Consider the following 17,708-nt stretch of genomic DNA (forward strand, 5'->3'; position numbering starts at 1 on the left):
TATCGGCACAAGGGAACCGCCCCGGCCAGTCAGCGACGCTGATTGGTCGGGTCTTTTGTTTGCTTGGCTAGACCTTTGCTGCACAAAGGCTACGATTGCCGTCAGACCACTGGAGCGCCCCCTTCGCACTACAGCACCACCGGGACTCCTTCCTCCATTTACAGTAACTTATGCTGCCTTCCCCATCAGAGCGCCCCCTACCAATTTACCTCCACCCTAACCCCTCCTCTATTTTGCTCCTGTCATTTTTAGCTGGCTTTTTCGCCCCCACCCGGCTATACTAACCTCACGAGACGAAGCACGTCCGGAGCTATACTGCCTTGGCAGTATGAACCGGCGTGCTTTTTTGCGTTAATAGTCATGCTTAGGAGGAAAGAAAATGGAATTTGCACAGGAACATCATTCGTTTATCCAAGAACATCTTCGGCGGCGAACGGGGGAGCGGAGAGGCAGACTGGAGCGAGGACACCGGGAAGCCGAGAAGTTATTTTGCCAGAACGTCTGGTGGCCACTGCGAGGTAGCTTCGCAGACCTCCACCCGGAATACGAAGTTACGGACTTGCGAGGCTGGAAATATTACTGTGACTTCGCATGGCTAACAGCAATGTTGAAGCTGATTATTGAGATTAAAGGCTTCGGTCCGCATGTTCGGGACATGGACCGGCAGAAGTACTGCAACGAGCTCAACCGCGAAACCTTCCTGACCGCAATGGGCTTCCAAGTCATTTCATTCGCATACGACGACGTCGCATCAAGGCCAGACCTCTGCATTACCCTGTTGCGGATGGTGCTTAGTCGTTACGAGCCCACTTCCACACCTGTCCATAAAACCGCGCCATTAGAAAAGGAATTGATTAGATTAGCCTACCGTCTCGGTTCTACATTACGCCCGGTCGATGTGGAGCGTCATTTAGGACTCAATCCACGCACCAGCGCGAGAAAGCTACATTCCCTGTCTGAAAAGGGGATCCTGCTGCCTGTTCAAAGTGAAGATAATCTTCGCACAATGCGCTATACGCTGAAAAAGGATGCTTATCACTTGCTGTAACCTTTAAATCTAATGTTCGCTGAGGCAAAGCTTATCAAGAATTCGCTGAACACACGTTGGTCTTTGCATCTGCTTGCAGCTAACGACAAAAGTGCAACTAAATTCCTTAGTTTCTCCGAATATGAGACTCGCAGCGCCAAAAGTACAGTTAATCAAACAAAAATTACCACTATTATCCATTTTCCGGAGTTTTAACAGCACTTTTGTCTTTAAACTAACCTCAGACGCATTTTTTACTGTTATTAGTTGTACTTTTGTCTCTACGGTCATTACTTTTGAGGTAATCCGACCTGCCAAACTTGCGCACACAAAAACCGTTCCCCGACACGATGGCTTAACAGCTCCATTGTGCCGGGGAACGGCCTCTACAGTCTTACTTTTCTACTGTTTCCGCCGATGCGGCGAGCATGCGGCGCCAGCCGCCGAAGTGGCTGACGTCCTCGGGCTTACCCAGGCCGCCGGCAGCGGCGTAGCCTTCGCAGATGAAGCCCGGCACCTCTGTGCCGTCTTCCAGCTCGACCTTGCCGATGCCCAGCGGTGCCGGGATCAGCGCAGCGAACGAGCCGAAGCGCTCCAGCGGCATCTCCCATACCTCCAAGGCAATCGGCACGCCGCCCTGCGACTGCTTGACCAGGCCAGGCTTGGCCGGTACGGTTGCCAGCTTGAACAAGCGATAGCGCGGCGCCGTCTGCGCCTCCCGCAGGAAGCGCGCACCATGCTCCAGCATCTGCTTCTCCAGCGGTAATCCGCGCATGTGCAGACCACAGACGGCCACCTGCGTCATTGCCGCAGTAGTCCCGCCTGGCCCGCTCTTCACCTCAGCTGGCACACCCGCCCCCGCGGTCGACACAGCCCCAACGACTGCTTCGCTGCGTTGCTCTGCACTCGGCACAGCCGAGTTCTGCGAGCCTTCGGCGCCAACGGAAGCTGCCGACGCACCTCCACCCGACTTGGAAGACACACCCACAACGCCAACCCCACGTACCGCGGCATCGGTATACAACGCGCCCGCCGAGCCGCCCGCTTCCAGGAAGCGCTCGGCCGTGCCGCAGATGAGGTGCTCGCTCTCCGCCAGTGCGAACAGGGTGATGCCGAATGGCAGCCGCTCGCCTGCCAGGCCGGCCGGAATGGCCACGCCGCACAGGTCCAGCAGATTGCAATGGTTGGTGTACTTGCCCATCGCACTGTTGGCTGCAACCGGCTCCGCGCGTACTTCGTCGCGGGTCCAGGTGCCGCCGCAGGTTGGCATGACTAGCACCCCATCCTGCAGCAGCTCGCGTGCCTCCTGCTTGTAGCGCTGCAGCTTGTGCATGGCCTGGAACAACGAGGCTGCCGTGTGCTGCGGAGCCGCACCGGACCGCAGAATCTGCTCCGTCACCGGGAAGGTGACACCAGGATGGGCCTCGACGAAATCACCAAGCCCCGCCCAGCGTTCCGCCACATACGGTCCCTCATACAGCAGCTTCGCTGCCTCCGAGAACAGCTCATAGCTAACATAGACTACCGGCACGTCCATGTCCTCCACGCGAGCAACCGCCGACTCCCACGCCTGACGATACTCCGCCGCGAATGGACCGTAGAACTCCAATGGACCGTCTGGCAGCACCAGTCGTTTAGGCAAGCTCGATGCGGACCGCGGCATCTCGCGCGACCAAGGATCGCTCACTTCAAGCCCTCGCAACGCAGCATCCACGACAAGTGCGTCGTCCAAAGAACCGGCAAACACATTGACGCAATCCAGGCTCTCACACGCCGGAACCACACCCTTGGTCGGCCATGCGCCCAGTGTCGGCTTGTAGCCAACAAGGCCATGCAGCGCCGCCGGCACTCGGCCCGACCCCGCTGTGTCCGTCCCCAGGGAGAAGCAAGCCTGTCCTCGCGCCACTGCGACAGCAGAGCCGGAGCTGGAGCCTCCGCTAATCAGTTCGGGACGCAACGCGTTATGGGCTTCGCCATACGGGCTGCGCACGCCAACCAATCCGGTGGCGAACTGGTCGAGATTGGTCTTGCCGACAGGAATAGCTCCAGCTGCGATCAGCCGCGCTACCACTACCGCATCTTCGCTTGGCGTATAAGCGAATTCCTCACAGGCCGCTGTCGTCGGCACGCCCGCAAGGTCGATATTATCCTTAATCGCGAACGGGATTCCCCACAGCGGCAACCGCTCCAGATCCTGCCCAGTCTTCGCCAATCGGTCCAGGTAGGGCTGAATCCGCTCCAGCGACGGCGGGGTAATCCATAGGTTCATTGCCCCATCCGCTTCCGCACGGCGAATAATCTCCTGTATGACAGCCCCAGGCGTCGTTACACCCTTGCGGTAAGCTTCCCGCAATTCTTCAACCGACAACAACTCAGGAATTTCATAGGCTTCCACACTCATCTATGCCCCATCCTCTCTTTATCCGTTTCCACAGGCCGCATCTCATGCAGCTTCAATGCCAACTGCAGCTGCAGCAGGTCATCCCCTTCATCCTGGCGCAAGTTCAGAATTTCGCAGGCCCGTTCGATGCGATAGGTCACCGTATTGTAATGGGTGAACAGCTCCTGCGAGGTCTTTTTCACATTCCGGTTGTACCGGTAGTATAGCTTCACGGTTTCCAGCAGCGCCGTTTTATGCTTGGCATCGTACGCCAGCAGCGGGGCGATATAGCGATCTGCATATCCCCGTACTTCCTCGTTGTCCGGCAGCAGATAGAGCAGCTCGAACACGCCCAACCGCCGATGATCGATGATCGGCTCGCGGAAGTCACAGATGACGCTGATCGCATGGATCTTCCGGGCATCCTGATAGCTCAAGTGCACTTGATTCGGCAAAATCACCGCATTGCCCAAACAGATCGAGCAGCTCCCAGCCCCAAAGACATCGCCCAGCTCGGAGAGCGCCAGCGACAGCATCGCCTCGGGGTCTCCCTCCGGGGGCACCGAGAGCAGCAGCGCCAGCTCGCCCTCCAGCAGCGTCACCTGGATATACGGCGCCATCCGCGCCCGTAGTCGCCGCATCGACGATTGCAGCATCCGGGTCTGGGGCTTGCCATCCAGCCAACGGACCAGCCCGGCATAGAGCCTGCGGCCCTCCGGCATCGGGCAGCCGCAAGCCTCGCCCCGGATCAACAGATCCTCCGCCGTCACAATCCGGCCCGTGAGCCAGTCCTGCAGGAACTGGTCCACATACTTGGACTCTACTTCCTTGCGGGCATGAGCGTTAATCATCTCCAGCCCGACCAGCACACCGACCCGGTCAATGGTCAGCTGATCGACGACCGTATGCTCCTGATCCCACTCCAGCAGCATGAGCAGACAACGCTGATGGTGATTGCCATTTACGGCAGAGATGTAGACGCGAATCCGCCGGCCGCCGATCGTCATGAAGCTCACACCGAGGTTGCTGTATTCGCGCAGCCCTGACCACACCGCCGGATCGGCAGAGAGCCGCTCCGCTTGGGGTGAGAGAATCAGGTGATCGGCATCGTCGAGCAGCACCACCGGGTTCCCTAGCATCTCATCCAGCGTCTGCAGGAATTCCTCCAGACCTTTGCCGTAGAGCAGCTGCTGAGACAGCTTTTGGAATCGACTCTGCAGCAGTGACAGCTCGCGCGCCTCCTGTACCAGCACACGTTCCATAATATCGCGCACCACGTCGGAGAATACGGTCGAAGGCGGCAGCTCAAAAATAGGAAAGCCCAACTGCTCCGCCAGCTCCAGTGCCTGCTGGGGGATATGGTCAATGAAGCGCTTCGTCTTGATGCCGAGCGCGGCCACACCCTTTTCCGCCAGTTGAGGAATCATCGCCGAGAGCACTTCGGGATTGTCACGGAACGGAAAGCCGCTGGTGATCAGAAATTCACCCGGTCGGACCCAGTCGATGACATCCGGCACTTCCATTACGTTGACGCGGTGAATGGCACGCTGCATACCACTCGCGCCGGCCAGCACCACGGCATCCTTGAAGTCCGGAATCAGCAGGATGTCGCCGCAGGTGAAGCCGATCTTGCCGCTCACTTCTCGAGAAATCGCCATAGTACTAGAAGTGTGGCGCACCAGCGCCACACTCCTGCGTTTCCCTTATCGGATACTGGCGGAGTACACGTCGTCCACCAGCGTCGTATTAAAGAATGAATTGGTTGGCACATCCTGCTCAGCAGGCAGGAAGATGCTGATTTGCTCGGAAGGACTGTTGCCCGCGTTGGCTACCGAATGGATGACGCCTGCAGGCACCTGGAACGTATCACCCGCTTCGTAGTCTTTCCACTCCCCATTGCAAAGCAGCTTCACCTTGCCCACTGTAATATGGATGATTTCTACCACATCATGATAGTGTGGCAGCACCTGTCCGCCTACGCCGATCTTCTCCCACAGCACCGAGCTGGTGCGAATGCCCATGCCATCCGCCTCGGCGGCGGAAACGATCTCCCGGTGATACAGCTCAATATGGTTAGGCATCAGATCCCATGTCATCTCCGAGCCCTTCAGAACCTTTGTCTCTTGTGTTGTTATCATGCCGTCATTCCTCCAACCTTCATAGTGGTAAGGGGCAATCCTCAGACTACCCTCAAAAGGAGCCTACGGTCACGGATCGATCTTACGATCGCTGTTGTCCCCAGATTTCTTGAATTTTTAAACGCTTTAGCGGTTGAAATCCGGGGACAAAGGCGAACGCTTCGCTTCTCCAGATTCGATTCCGTGCCTCTTCGGCCTTTTTCAACTGTCTGAATTCTCAAGGTAATGGTTTGTTCTTCCGACTTTATATTTTAAATATAACAGCCACCGGACCGCCGCCTGCGGGGCCTTGGTGCTCGGCGCCGCCGGATACGTAGATCATGGGGTCGCCGACCAGTGAGGCCAGCACACCGCCAACAACGGCACGAGCATGGCGGGTATGGTTAATATCCGAATCGTTAAGCATCGTATGACGACGTCCACGGACATAGCCGGTCGGGTCCGCTTCTGCCTTGGCCAGCACCTGTACGACCTCGGCACCCGGATGACGCTGCAGGATTCGCATCAATGCAGCACCATCGATGGCATCCTTCATCACCTCATGGTCGATGAATTGATCGCCGGTCGCCACAGACGAATTGCCGAAGACGACAACCTCGCAGTAATCCAGCTCACTGCCGGCCGAGGTCGAAGCCACCCGGCTGTACAGCTCCCACGAGCCGCAGATGTCTTCATCCCGCACACCGTCGATTTCGCCTAGCGCCAACGCCGCACCCAGCGCGGATGCTCCACGGGAGTACCCCATCGATTTGTAGGTATCCTCTGTCACTGTTGTGAGGCCACGCTGCTGCGCGTCATGCACTTCGACAGCGGTGAGCAGCGGACATTTGATCTGTACAAAATGCACATCCGCCGCTTCCTCGATACCGGCTTCTGCCATTGCCTGTTTCACTGCATTGGCCACCTGCTCTACCTGCGCCAGACGTCCGAGCTCCTCAGGACGGAACGAAGGGGTACGGGCCGTGCCGATTGCCAGCGCTTTTTGTCCTTCCGCTGCCGCATCGTCATTTGCCAGACTGCGTGTCGCTACGGTGAAGTGCGGGCTGAGTATGCCCTCCGTGCCGCCCGACATTACATAGGAGATCGAAGACTCGCCGCCGGCGCCCCGGAAGAAATCTTGCAGGGAATGGGTGGCATACCCCCGTGTAAAATCATTGACACAGCCGTTACCTTCGGTCTTGCCCAGCACAGCTACTACGTCTGAGGGAAGCAGCGCCCCCTCTTCCACCAACTTGCGCAAACCAATGACATCACTGGGCGATGCGCTTGGCACTTTGACTACTTGACACCTCACAGGTCATCCGCCCTTTGCCAGAATATGATTTTCTTCTCGAGTAAACTAATGGTCCAGAACAGCATAAGCCCGCACAACGCCGAAGCAATGATGGCCGAGAACATGACCGGCGTATCCATATGATACGAGGACACCAGTACGACATAGCCGAGTCCTTTGTTGGCGCCAACGAATTCACCTACGATCGCACCAACAATCGCCAGCGAGCTGGAGATTTTGAGAGCCGACAGCACATAAGGCAGGCTTGTAGGCAGCCGCAGCTTCCAGAATATTTCCCAACGCGTGCCTTTGTAGGTCGAGAACAACTCCCATGCTTCATGCTCGATTGCTTTCAAGCCCTTGACACTGTTGACCAGGATCGGGAAGAAGCAGATGAGCATGGAAGCGACCACCTTGGAGGAATAGCCTGTTCCCATCCAAACGACCAGCAGTGGTGCCAGTGCGACAAGTGGCGTGGTTTTGAGTGCGATGGCCAGCGGAAAAGCTCCCTTTTCAATCGGCTTGGAATGAACAAATATAACAGCTGTAATAAAGCCCAGAATATTAGCTAGCACAAATCCGACCAACGCTTCCATAAGCGTCACCATCATGTGCCCGCCGAGTGAGCCGTCGACTACGCCAACAATGGCACTCGGGGCAGGCAGCAGGTACGTCGGTGTATCGAAGATCCGCACAGCCAATTCCCACAGCAGAATGAAACCAAGGGCAAAGGCAACCGGGTAAAGAACCGTTTTGAGTTTCTCGCTCATTGGTGCTTCACCCGCTTCCGGAGTTCCTTGACGGTCTGATGGAAAGCTGGCAGCTCCTCCATCCCCACTTCGCGGGGACGCTGCAGGGGAACATCAACAACGTCTTCGACACCGGCCGGACGCGGCGACATCATAATAATGCGATCCGACATGATTACCGACTCCTGGATGGAGTGCGTCACCATGACAACGGAGCTTAGCGAGTTATCCGGACTCTCCCACAACCGGAGCAATTCAAAATTGAGGCGTTCGCGGGTAAATTCGTCCAGTGCACCGAACGGCTCATCCATCAGCAGAACGGTCGGCTCAGCCGCCAGGGCCCGTGCGATGGCGATCCGCTGCTGCATACCGCCGCTCAACTGATGCGGGAAATGGTTGCGGAAGTCCTGCAGCCCAACCAGCTTCAATGCATCTTCCGCCTTTTCTTTGGCCTCCCGCTTGCCCAGCTTCTTCTTCGTTCCAAGCGTCAACGGCAGCACGATGTTTTGCACAGCAGACAGCCAAGGCATCAGCACCGGCTTCTGGAAAACCATCCCGATGGACGGCTCTTTGTCCGCATAAACGATCTCACCGCCTGGCGACGGCTTGAGCAAGTCCAGCATCAGCCGCAGCAGCGTGGATTTACCACAGCCGCTGGGCCCGAGAATGGACAGAAATTCGTTCTTATATACATCAAGCGAGACATTGTTCAGTACCTGCACCTTACCAAAGGAAAGCGAGCAGTTCTTCAGTGACACAGCCAGCTCGCGTCCCGCCTCAGGCCGCGTGTCAACCCGGCCCGCCGTGCGTTCCTCCAAAATTCGCATGGGTGTTCCCATAGCGCTCGCCTCCTATTCCAAGAATTCGTTCGTAAAGACGGTCGACAGATCCTGGGTTTCCTTCAAAAACTCCAGCTCCATCAGGCTCTCCTGCAGGGTATCCCACGCCGATTCCTCCATTTTGCCGAGCGGACGATTGTCCGGCTGCAGCAACGGGATGCTGGCGTTCATCATGTTAATCTCGTGGTCAAGCTTCAGATTTTCTCCATACTTCAACCCCATCTCGGCGGCCTCTTCCGGATTGTCAATCGCATATTCCCAGCCCTTCATTGAGGCTTGAACAAAGCTGCGGACCAGTTCCGGATCCTTCTCGATCAGGTCTTCCTTGGCAAACAGGGTATCTGCGTAGAAGTTAATGTCATAGTCCTGCGGCTTGATAATGTTCACTTCATGGCCTTGCGCTTCAGCGGCCAGCACTTCATTGATGACATACCCCGGCCATGCTTTGACCTGACCCGTCAGCAGCGGACTAAGGTCAAATTTGACTGGCATCTCATCCACGGCCGAGCCATCAATACCAGCGTTGTTCACCATTGCACGGTATGTCAGCTCTTCATTGCCGCCCAGCTTCACGCCAATACGTTGGCCTTCCAGATCCTCCATTGAGGTAATGCCCGACTCCTTCAGTGCGAACAATACGAATGGTGTCTCGCGGTAGATTGTCGCCAATGCTTTGACTGGCACACCCTTCTCGCGTCCCAACAGGATTTGATCGGCACCGGTAACACCGAAGTGCTCACTGCCGGAAGCGACCATTTGGACCGACGGGAAGTCGGAACCGCCCGGACGAATCTCAACATCTAGACCTGCCTCTTCGTAATATCCTTGTTCTACCGCTGCGTAGAAGCCAGCGAATTGGGCTTGATGCACCCACTTCAGCCGAAGCACGACCTTTTTCAACTCGCCCGATTCTCCGCCCGTACTCTCATCTCCACTATTCGAATTGCCAGACGCTCCGCAGCCTGTGACGACAAGAGCAAGCGTAAGCAGCATAATCAGCCAGGTTGGTTTGTTTTTCTTCCACATGTGACTTCCCTCCGATGTATTTATCTATTTATTTGCCTTCCAGTGCCTTCAAGACATCCTGCGAGCCAGCCACACTGCCGAACACGCCGCCTTGCATGGTTACCATTTTCAACGCTGCCTGATGGTTGCCCTCATCTGTTGCTCCCGTGCAGTCCTCCAAGATCAAGCATTCGTAGCCTCGGTCGTTGGCCTCGCGCATCGTGGTATGGACGCATACATCGGTTGTGATTCCCGTAAGAATAAGATGTGTAATTCCTCTGTTCTTGAGGATCAAATCCAGGTCTGTGGCATAAAAGCTGCCCTTGCCCGGCTTGTCGATAATGGGCTCCCCTGCGATCGGTGCCAGCTCCTCAATGATCTGCCAGCCCGGCTCACCCCGCACCAGAATCCGTCCTGCTGGTCCAACCGAGCCAATCTCGGCTCCAATCTGCTTGCTGCGCCAACGCTTGTTGGCTGGCAGATCGGAGAGGTCCGGCTTGTGTCCTTCCCGGGTATGGATGACAGTGAAGCCCTCGATTTCTCTGACTCTGGCTAGCAGCCGCTTAATCGGTTCAATGGGCCGGGTAGTCAACGACAGGTCATAGCCCATTTGCTCGACATATCCTCCCTTGCCACAAAAATCGATCTGCATATCAATAATGACAAGTGCGGTCTTGGCGGGATCAATTGCGCCATCGTAAGGCCATGCGTACGGTTGTGCTGTAACTTGTTTCATCTATGTGAGCTCCCTTCCCAAGTCCATTGTGATTAATAGGCTCGGTCGTAATATGTTAGGTTTTCTTACTCGTTTTCTTCTATGTGTCATATTATATTACAACAAATTTGATTTGTCTTTATAAATTTCACAATAGTACCTAGATTTCTTTTGTGAATAATGACAAACACAAGCGAAAAGGTTATGTTTTATTACATGTCCAAATCATAGGCGTTTATTTTTCCAGCAGGTGAAATCGGTTTCTTGTCGAATTATCGAATCATCCAAGTTGAACGGGAACTCGTCTACCCATAGAGTCAAAGCTCAACTATGTTCGAAAGGGGCACCCCATCATGAAACGAATGACGCGTACCTTCGCTCCCTTAGCCACCCTTGCCCTCTGCGCGCTCTGCGCCGGGTGCTTGTCCACCAGCCCCTCTGGGCAGAAGCAAGAAGCATCCACTGAGCAACGCGCAGTGAATATCGTGATTAACAATTTGGGGCTCTCCTTCCCGGAAGGGCTGGACGAAAACGAGAACCCCTATCTAAGCTATATTGAGAGCAGGACGGGCCTCGCCGTGCAGGTCATCACGCCACCACCGGAGGTTTATGAGGAACGACTCGATGTCATTATGTCCTCTGGCAAGCTCCCGGATATGCTGCATACCTATGAAGCGGTGTGGTTCGATCATTATTTGAAGAAAGACGCCTTCCTCCCGCTCGATGACCTGCTGGAAGCCTATGGTCCGAATCTGCTACAAAAGATACCCGAGGAGCTTTGGGAGCGCGTACGCCACAATGGTCAGATTTACGCGATTCCGAGTCTAAATGAGGTTATCGGCAACGAAATTATGTATGCGCGCAAGGACTGGCTGGACCGTCTCGGCCTGGAGCCACCTGAGACGCTGGAGGAATATTACGAGGTCATTCGCGCATTTACGCTGGAGGACCCGGACGGCAACGGCAAGCGCGATACCATCGGGATGACGATGATGGTTGATCTTGGACGTTCGTCGCCGTTTTTTGGCGCTTTTGGCGTCCAACTCGGTTCCTGGTTCGAGAGAGACGGACAATTGGTGAACGGCAGCATCCTTCCCGAAACCAAGGAAGCGCTCGCGTTTTTGGCCCAGCTCTACGGCGAGCAGCTGCTGGATCAGGAGTTCCCCCTCAACTTGCACAGCAATCTCTATGAGAAGGTAGAGAACGGCACCGTCGGTTTGTTCTCGGCCACCTGGTATGATACCCGTGGCCCCATCGCAGCCAACAAACGCCGTGATCCCGAAGCCGAATGGATCAAGCTCCCCTATCCTGTCGGTCCAGGCGGTGCCAGCGGTGTCGAGGGCAAGGATCGCATTCGCGGTTATAATGTCATTCCTGCCAGCACCGCTCATCCTGAGCGGGTCATTCAACTGCTTGATTTCATCGTGGACGACTATAAAAATCTGAAGCTGGGATTCGAGAACGAGATCTGGCGAATGGAAAACGGCCGCATGGTAACGGATTTCGCGATGCACGACAAGCATTTGTATAGGGGTATTTATCAATCGCTGGTGGATGTACCGGATCAAGAGCTGTTCAAGCAGCGACTGGATTCCCTCGGCGATTTCAACTTGTACGACAATCTGATGACGATTCATGACCATGTCATTCCGAGCGCATTTTACGGCGTTCCTACGCCCGCCATGAGCAAGTACGATCGCCAGCTCGCCGAGCTCCAGGAGGTATTTGTACGTATTATCATGGGGATTGAGCCGCTGGATGCCTTCGATCAGTTTGTGCTGGACTGGAAGCAGCAGGGCGGCGACGAGATTACGGCCGAGGTCAATGCTTGGTATCGCAAGCAGCTGCAGCTGGAGGGCAACTGATATGACACAACTCTATAGCCGGCTGCGGGACTGGTTCACGCGCAATATCCAGGTGCGGCTCACCTTCTATTTCCTGCTGATTCTGCTGCCCCTGGTCGTCATCAGTCTGTTCGCCATCGAGCGATCGCGGGACATCCTGTACCAGCAAGCCGAGCAGCGGACAGCGGTCGCCCTCGCCTCGACCATGGAATACATCGATCTGGCGCTGCAAAATGTCGAGGAGCTGTCGGCCGTGATTGCTGCCGACCCCTCGATCATAGAACGGCTGAATGCGAACGGAGCTTATTTGCCGCCAGCGGCAATTGTCGACTTCTCCGCCATCCTGAAGCAGTTGTCCAATCTCAAGGCGGTGAATCGTTTTTCATCCCAGATTTCCCTGTATCACCAGGCCTCCCATATGCTGATCTCGACCAGCTTTGGCGGCCGCAAGATCCAATCTGAGCCTGCCCAGGCCTGGCTGCTGGAGCTGGCTCGCTCTGGCGGCACCGGGGTCCGCTATATGCTGCCGGATACCGCTGTCTCGGGTGATACGACCTTTGGCGAAATGCTGGGCACGGATACGTTGTCGCTTGTTCGTTCCATGGACCTGTACAATACCGAGCGACAGTTCGATCTGCTGATGATTCCGATCAACAGGAACTCGCTCCAGCATGTCTTGCGGACTCTGGGACCGACCGCCAATACACGAATTACGCTGCTCAACGAGCAGGACGATGTCATTGTCACCACTGACCGCTCCAGCGAGACAGCGGCTGCCCCGCTCGCTGCAGACGAGATGGAAGTCGCCGTCCATTCAGAGTACTCGATGTGGCAGCTGCGGCTGGTTCAGCCCAAAAGCGAGCTGTACGAGGAATCGGATCAGCTCCGGCTGTTCACGTACACCATCATTGCGATCAGCATCCTGCTGGCCATTGGGATCGCCTGGGTCGTGTATAGCGGCATTGCTTCTCCGCTGACCAGGCTGTCACGAGGGATGAAGCAGATCGGCAGCGGCAAGCTGGATATCCGGCTCGACAACAAGCGCCGTGACGAGTTCGGGGTTCTGCTGGATGCCTTCAACCAGATGGCCACCGATCAGAAGCATCTGATTGAAGACCACTATGAGCAGCAGCTGCGCATGAAAACGACGGAGCTCAAATTTTTGCAATCACAGATCAATCCGCATTTCCTGTACAACACGCTGGACTCCATCTACTGGATGGCCAAAAGCTACGATAGCGACGAAATTAGTGAGATGGTCATGAACCTCTCCCGGTTTTTCCGGCTCAGCTTGAACAAAGGGCAAGAGGAATTCACACTGGAGGAAAGTCTCGTACACCTGCACTACTATATCCGCATCCAGCAGCTGCGCTTCATGGACAACTTCACCGTGACGTATGAGATTCTGGAGGAGACCAAGCGTATTCCTATTCTCAAGCTGCTGCTGCAGCCCTTGGTGGAAAATGCGATCTTGCATGGCATGGAGGGGATGGAAAGCGGCGGACTGCTGGGCATCCACAGCCAGATGGACGATGACTCGCTGCAAATCGCCGTGACCGACAATGGTCCAGGCATCCCACCCGAGCGACTGAGTTATATTCGCCAGGAGCTGCAGCGGATGGAGCGACGCAGTATCACCTCTCTATCGCGTGATGAAGAAATTGCAGGGGATCTGTTCGGCCTTCGCAACGTCTATACGCGGATGCGCCTGTATTACGGTGAAGGGTCGGGCATGATCATCGACAGCGCAACTGGCTCAGGCACCCGCGTGGAGATCCATATCCCTCTCCGGAGAGGAGAGCCGGTCCGGGCAGCTGCCAAAACTCACAACATGGAACACAACACGGAAGGAGAGTCTAGCGATGAAACTGATGATCGTTGAGGATGAGCCAAGGCTGCGGCATGCGCTCGTGCATGATATGCCCTGGGAGGAACACGAGATCGAGGTGATCGGTGTTGCTCGCAATGGTGTGGAGGCACTGGCACTGATTGCAACGAAGGCGCCAGACCTGATGATTATTGATGTTCAGATGCCGCAGATGGACGGTCTGACATTGGTCCGCAAGCTGCACGAGCAGAAGGGGCGCTCGCTGCTGAAGATGATCATCCTGAGCGGCCATGATAACTTCGCTTATGCCCAGGATGCCATGGAACACGGAGTAACGAGGTATCTGCTGAAGCCTGCTGGCGAAGAGGTCATCCTCCAGGCTGTACTGGATGCCGCCAGCGAGCTGCGTGAAGAGTTGGATCAGTGGCAGAGCAAGGCGATGCTGGAGCAAAAGTGGGAAGCCCACCTGCCGGGATTGCATACGCACTTCTTCCAGCGCTGGGCCGCTGGCGAGCTGACCGGCTGGGAGGTGCTGAAGCAGAGTAAAGAGCTGCTCATCGAGCTGCAGGAAAAAGACCGGATTGCGGTCGCCGTCGCCGGTGTCGATCCGATTCCCGAAGGCAATACCCGCTTCTTCTCGCATGACCTGCCGCTCCTGCAGTTCACTCTGCTGTGCATGGCCAAGGAGCTGCTGGATCATCCCTCCTGCTGGATCAGCAGTGATGCCGACTACAGGGTCCTGCTCGTCTTCGTCCTGCCACCGGAGCAACCGCCCGAGGAGGCCATGCTCTATATCCAGGCCGCTCTCGACAAGCTGCTCTCCCAGATGCGAGAGGTGCTGAAGCTGACGGCCAGCGCTGGCATCTGCGAGGCACCGGGCGACCTGGAGCAGATGAGCCAGCTGTACACCCAGGCTTGCCGGGCGCTGCAGGAACGGCTCGTCTACGGCCCGGACATTGTCATCCCGTATCGCGAAGCACCCCGGCAGGAGCAGCCGCCTGCTCTGTCGCAGGAGCCGCTGGAAAAGGCGCTGGAGATTGCGCTCGAGACAGCCGATGAGGCCAAGGCGCTGGAGGCGTTGACCGCACTGTGGGAGTCTGGGCAGGATACAGCCGCCTCTTCGGAGGATGTGCAGGAATTCGTGCTGTATCTGAGCAGTTTGTTCATCCGCTTGATCCACAAGCAGGGCTGGACCGTGCGGCAGGTGATGGGCGAGGATATGATGTACCTCCATAACCTCTCCCTGCTCGGCACCCGCGAGCAGACTCGCTCCTGGCTGAACCGGACGGCACGCAGCATCACGGCCTTCATGCAGGAACAGCGCCGCACGACGAGCAACCAGGTCGTCCAGGATATTCTCGCCATCGTCGAGCGCGAGATTGACCAGGACCTCACGCTGCATACCGTCGCCGACCGGCTGTACATTAGCCCCTCCTATCTCAGCCGCCTGTTCAAGCAGTCGATGGGCGTCGCCTTCTCCGCCTATGTGCTGGAGCACAAGATGGAGCGGGCCAAGGCCATTCTGCAAGAAGGCCTCAAGGTCTACGACGCCGCCCGCCAGACCGGCTACCGCGACGTCAGCTACTTCACCAAGGTGTTCCGCAAATACTGGGGCGTCAACCCGGGGGAGTATAAGCCTTAATTAGAGCTGACTTGATATAAAGCCTACACAAGCGTTAACTGCCATAAGTAGCTGGTGTCACACCCAGAATGGGATTGAACCTCTATCATTTTGCTATCCCCGTCTCCTTACACCACAAAACAAAAAGGCCCCCTCAACGGAGGCCTATGGTATAATATGGACAGGTATACAGAACGGCTTATAAGGGCGGTCGGCTAATCTCCCGGAAGGGAGGTGAGGCCATGGAGGTTAAAGATGCGTTGACGATTATGATTGCGTTCGGTGCGTTGATTGTTTCACTCATCGGGCTGGTTATTAACGTCGTTCTCGCCATAACCAACAAAAAGAAATAGACCGCCCCCGGACAGGAATCGGTCTATTTCTGACTTCTACTCCGAAGCCGACCGCCTTTGAAGCGGCTGTGTATCCGGCCCGCAGATGTATCCAGCATCTGCGGGCCTTTATTAATTATAAGCATAGCACAGGATATTTAGACATGCAATTCCCTACACGCCCGACACCACCACAATTAGGTAGCACAACCCCAATACCGCATACCCCAGCATCAGACAAGCAAGCGTCACCGATCGCTGCGGATCTCTTCTAGCCCTGATTTTAGCCATCACCTGCAGAAAAAGGAGAAAAAAAGCAACCGCACTCGCCGGAATCGATAGTAACAATAAGATCAGCATGTGAACCCCCTCCCCCATTCTATAACACCTTCGCATTCTCACAAATATTCCCACAAAAATCATAAGCGCGCAAGCCGCTAAGAACCATCGGCCACTGGCGTTTTTTTGTTTTCGGGCAATTTCATGTCATCCACACACAACATCAAAGTACCAAAAAAGGATATGAGTCTCTCCTACTCTTCAAATTCGTTCCGCGCTAGTATTGGATTAACACGTTATTTACAAGGAGGAGAAGACCATGAAGCCTGAGCTGGACCCATCGCCCGTGAAGCGCAGCAGAGAGGGGTACGTAAGGCGGCTGGGGCTTGATATACGGCGAGAGTGGGATCTATACCTGCTGCTCCTGCCTGGCATCTTGTTTCTTTTGCTGTTCAAGTACACCCCCATGTACGGCATCATCATTGCGTTCAAGGACTTCAACATTTTTGCCGGATTTGCGGATAGCCCCTGGGTTGGTGGCAAGCATTTTGCCAAGCTATTCACATCGCCAGACTTCCGCATCGTCCTCATGAACACCATTATTATCAGTCTGCTGAAGATCGTCATTCTGTTCCCGCTCCCCATCATTATTGCCCTCATGCTCAATGAGCTGCGCAAAATGGTGTTCAAGCGGACCGTGCAGACCATTGTCTACTTGCCCCACTTCCTGTCGTGGGTTATCGTTGCCGGCTTGTTCATCGATCTGCTGTCCACGGACGGCGGTCTCGTCAACAAGCTGCTATCCTCTCTGGGGATGCAACAAATCTCGTTCTTCCTGGACAACAGCGTCTTCCGCAGCGTACTGATTACCTCGGCTGGCTGGAAGGAAACGGGCTGGAGCACGATCGTCTACCTGGCGGCCTTCTCCATGATCGACCCGTCGCTCTATGAAGCAGCCAAGATGGACGGTGCCAGCAAAATGCGCCAGCTCTGGCACGTCACCCTGCCGGGCATTGCACCCATTATCGTCCTGATGTTCATCCTGCGTCTGGGCAACATCCTTGAGGCTGGCACGGAGCAGATCCTCGTCATGTACAACCCGGTCGTCTACAAGGTATCCGATGTCATCGGCACCTACGTCTATCGAATGGGCCTGGGCAATCAGGATTACAGCTTTACCACCGCCGTCGGCATGTTCGAGGCTGTCATCTCGTTCACGCTGGTTATTGTCGGTAACTCGATGAGCAGAAAGTACCTGCAACGCGGGATTTGGTAGCGCAGTGACGTGGTGATTGAAGGATGCTGCTGGGTGGGTTTTTCGTCCACGCTCCACTCTAACGGCCACCGCAGCGCTTATTTCACCCAAAATTGGTGTTTTCAAATTCTAACGGCCATATATGCCGCTATCGCGCCTAATGAGACCCATTTCCCCCTGCATTCACGCAAATAGCTGCACCTGTGGCCGTTAGACGAAAATGACCCTCGGAATCGGTAAAATAAGCGCACCTGTGGCCGTTAGAGCACGGCATTGCCACCATTCGCGCACCTGTAGCTGTTAGAGCGCATCATCACTAACACCCGCCACTCCATAATGCCAGCTTCGAACAGGAGGCAGCATGACCACGTGTACCAGCTTTCCAGCGGACAGCTTACGTACATGCTTTTTGAAGCCAGCTTT

The 17,708-nt window shown here is 55.7% G+C and carries 15 protein-coding genes; 6 read left to right on the forward strand and 9 right to left on the reverse strand.

What is annotated here, in order from left to right:
- Positions 1-379 precede the first annotated feature (379 nt).
- Positions 380-1,048, forward strand: a complete 669-nt coding sequence (locus F556_RS0111405; RefSeq protein ID WP_020617084.1) for a DUF559 domain-containing protein — start codon at positions 380-382, stop codon at positions 1,046-1,048.
- A gap of 373 nt (positions 1,049-1,421) precedes the next feature.
- Here F556_RS0111405 and F556_RS0111415 read toward each other — a convergent pair whose 3' ends face one another.
- The 8 genes from F556_RS0111415 to biuH all read right to left on the reverse strand — a co-directional run bounded on the left by F556_RS0111415 (position 1,422) and on the right by biuH (position 10,147).
- Positions 1,422-3,428, reverse strand: coding sequence for an allophanate hydrolase (locus F556_RS0111415; RefSeq protein WP_020617086.1), 2,007 nt, complete (start codon positions 3,426-3,428; stop codon positions 1,422-1,424).
- Entirely contained in the window at positions 3,425-5,065 is a 1,641-nt protein-coding gene (locus F556_RS0111420) for a PucR family transcriptional regulator (RefSeq protein ID WP_020617087.1), read from the reverse strand. The genes F556_RS0111415 and F556_RS0111420 overlap by 4 nt, the downstream gene beginning before the upstream one ends.
- Positions 5,066-5,110: 45 nt before the next feature.
- The gene (locus F556_RS0111425) at positions 5,111-5,545 is read right to left on the reverse strand and encodes a cupin domain-containing protein (protein ID WP_020617088.1); all 435 of its coding nucleotides are present in this window, start codon (positions 5,543-5,545) and stop codon (positions 5,111-5,113) included.
- A gap of 244 nt (positions 5,546-5,789) precedes the next feature.
- Complete coding sequence (gene atzD, locus F556_RS0111430) at positions 5,790-6,839, reverse strand: cyanuric acid amidohydrolase (protein WP_026297238.1); 1,050 nt, start codon at positions 6,837-6,839, stop codon at positions 5,790-5,792.
- A complete protein-coding gene (locus tag F556_RS0111435; protein ID WP_020617090.1) occupies positions 6,836-7,588 on the reverse strand; it encodes an ABC transporter permease in 753 nt (250 codons plus the stop codon). The genes atzD and F556_RS0111435 overlap by 4 nt, the downstream gene beginning before the upstream one ends.
- Entirely contained in the window at positions 7,585-8,406 is an 822-nt protein-coding gene (locus F556_RS0111440; protein WP_020617091.1) for an ABC transporter ATP-binding protein, read from the reverse strand. Before F556_RS0111440 ends, F556_RS0111435 begins: the two co-directional genes overlap by 4 nt.
- A 12-nt stretch (positions 8,407-8,418) precedes the next feature.
- The gene (locus F556_RS0111445; protein ID WP_020617092.1) at positions 8,419-9,432 is read right to left on the reverse strand and encodes an ABC transporter substrate-binding protein; all 1,014 of its coding nucleotides are present in this window, start codon (positions 9,430-9,432) and stop codon (positions 8,419-8,421) included.
- 28 nt (positions 9,433-9,460) lie between these two features.
- Entirely contained in the window at positions 9,461-10,147 is a 687-nt protein-coding gene (biuH, locus tag F556_RS0111450; RefSeq protein WP_020617093.1) for a biuret amidohydrolase, read from the reverse strand.
- Positions 10,148-10,479: 332 nt separating this feature from the next.
- Here biuH and F556_RS0111455 point away from each other — a divergent pair, with 332 nt between their 5' ends.
- The 4 genes from F556_RS0111455 (at position 10,480) to F556_RS38755 (ending at position 15,772) form a co-directional block, all read left to right on the forward strand.
- A complete protein-coding gene (locus F556_RS0111455) occupies positions 10,480-11,991 on the forward strand; it encodes an extracellular solute-binding protein (protein ID WP_020617094.1) in 1,512 nt (503 codons plus the stop codon).
- Position 11,992: 1 nt separating this feature from the next.
- Positions 11,993-13,852, forward strand: a complete 1,860-nt coding sequence (locus tag F556_RS33735; RefSeq protein ID WP_020617095.1) for a cache domain-containing sensor histidine kinase — start codon at positions 11,993-11,995, stop codon at positions 13,850-13,852.
- A complete protein-coding gene (locus F556_RS0111465) occupies positions 13,833-15,440 on the forward strand; it encodes a response regulator (RefSeq protein ID WP_020617096.1) in 1,608 nt (535 codons plus the stop codon). Before F556_RS33735 ends, F556_RS0111465 begins: the two co-directional genes overlap by 20 nt.
- Positions 15,441-15,661: 221 nt before the next feature.
- The gene (locus tag F556_RS38755) at positions 15,662-15,772 is read left to right on the forward strand and encodes a putative holin-like toxin (RefSeq protein ID WP_020617097.1); all 111 of its coding nucleotides are present in this window, start codon (positions 15,662-15,664) and stop codon (positions 15,770-15,772) included.
- 153 nt (positions 15,773-15,925) lie between these two features.
- Here F556_RS38755 and F556_RS0111475 read toward each other — a convergent pair whose 3' ends face one another.
- On the reverse strand, positions 15,926-16,111 hold the full coding sequence (locus F556_RS0111475) for a hypothetical protein (RefSeq protein ID WP_020617098.1): 186 nt from the start codon (positions 16,109-16,111) through the stop codon (positions 15,926-15,928).
- A 238-nt stretch (positions 16,112-16,349) separates the two neighbouring features.
- Here F556_RS0111475 and F556_RS0111480 point away from each other — a divergent pair, with 238 nt between their 5' ends.
- Positions 16,350-17,306 carry an ABC transporter permease gene (locus F556_RS0111480; protein ID WP_020617099.1) on the forward strand — a complete coding sequence of 319 codons (957 nt, stop codon included), beginning with the start codon at positions 16,350-16,352 and terminating at the stop codon, positions 17,304-17,306.
- The last annotated feature ends 402 nt before the right edge of the window (positions 17,307-17,708 follow it).

It is taken from the genome of Paenibacillus daejeonensis DSM 15491 (assembly GCF_000378385.1).
GTDB lineage: Bacteria > Bacillota > Bacilli > Paenibacillales > Paenibacillaceae > Paenibacillus_D > Paenibacillus_D daejeonensis.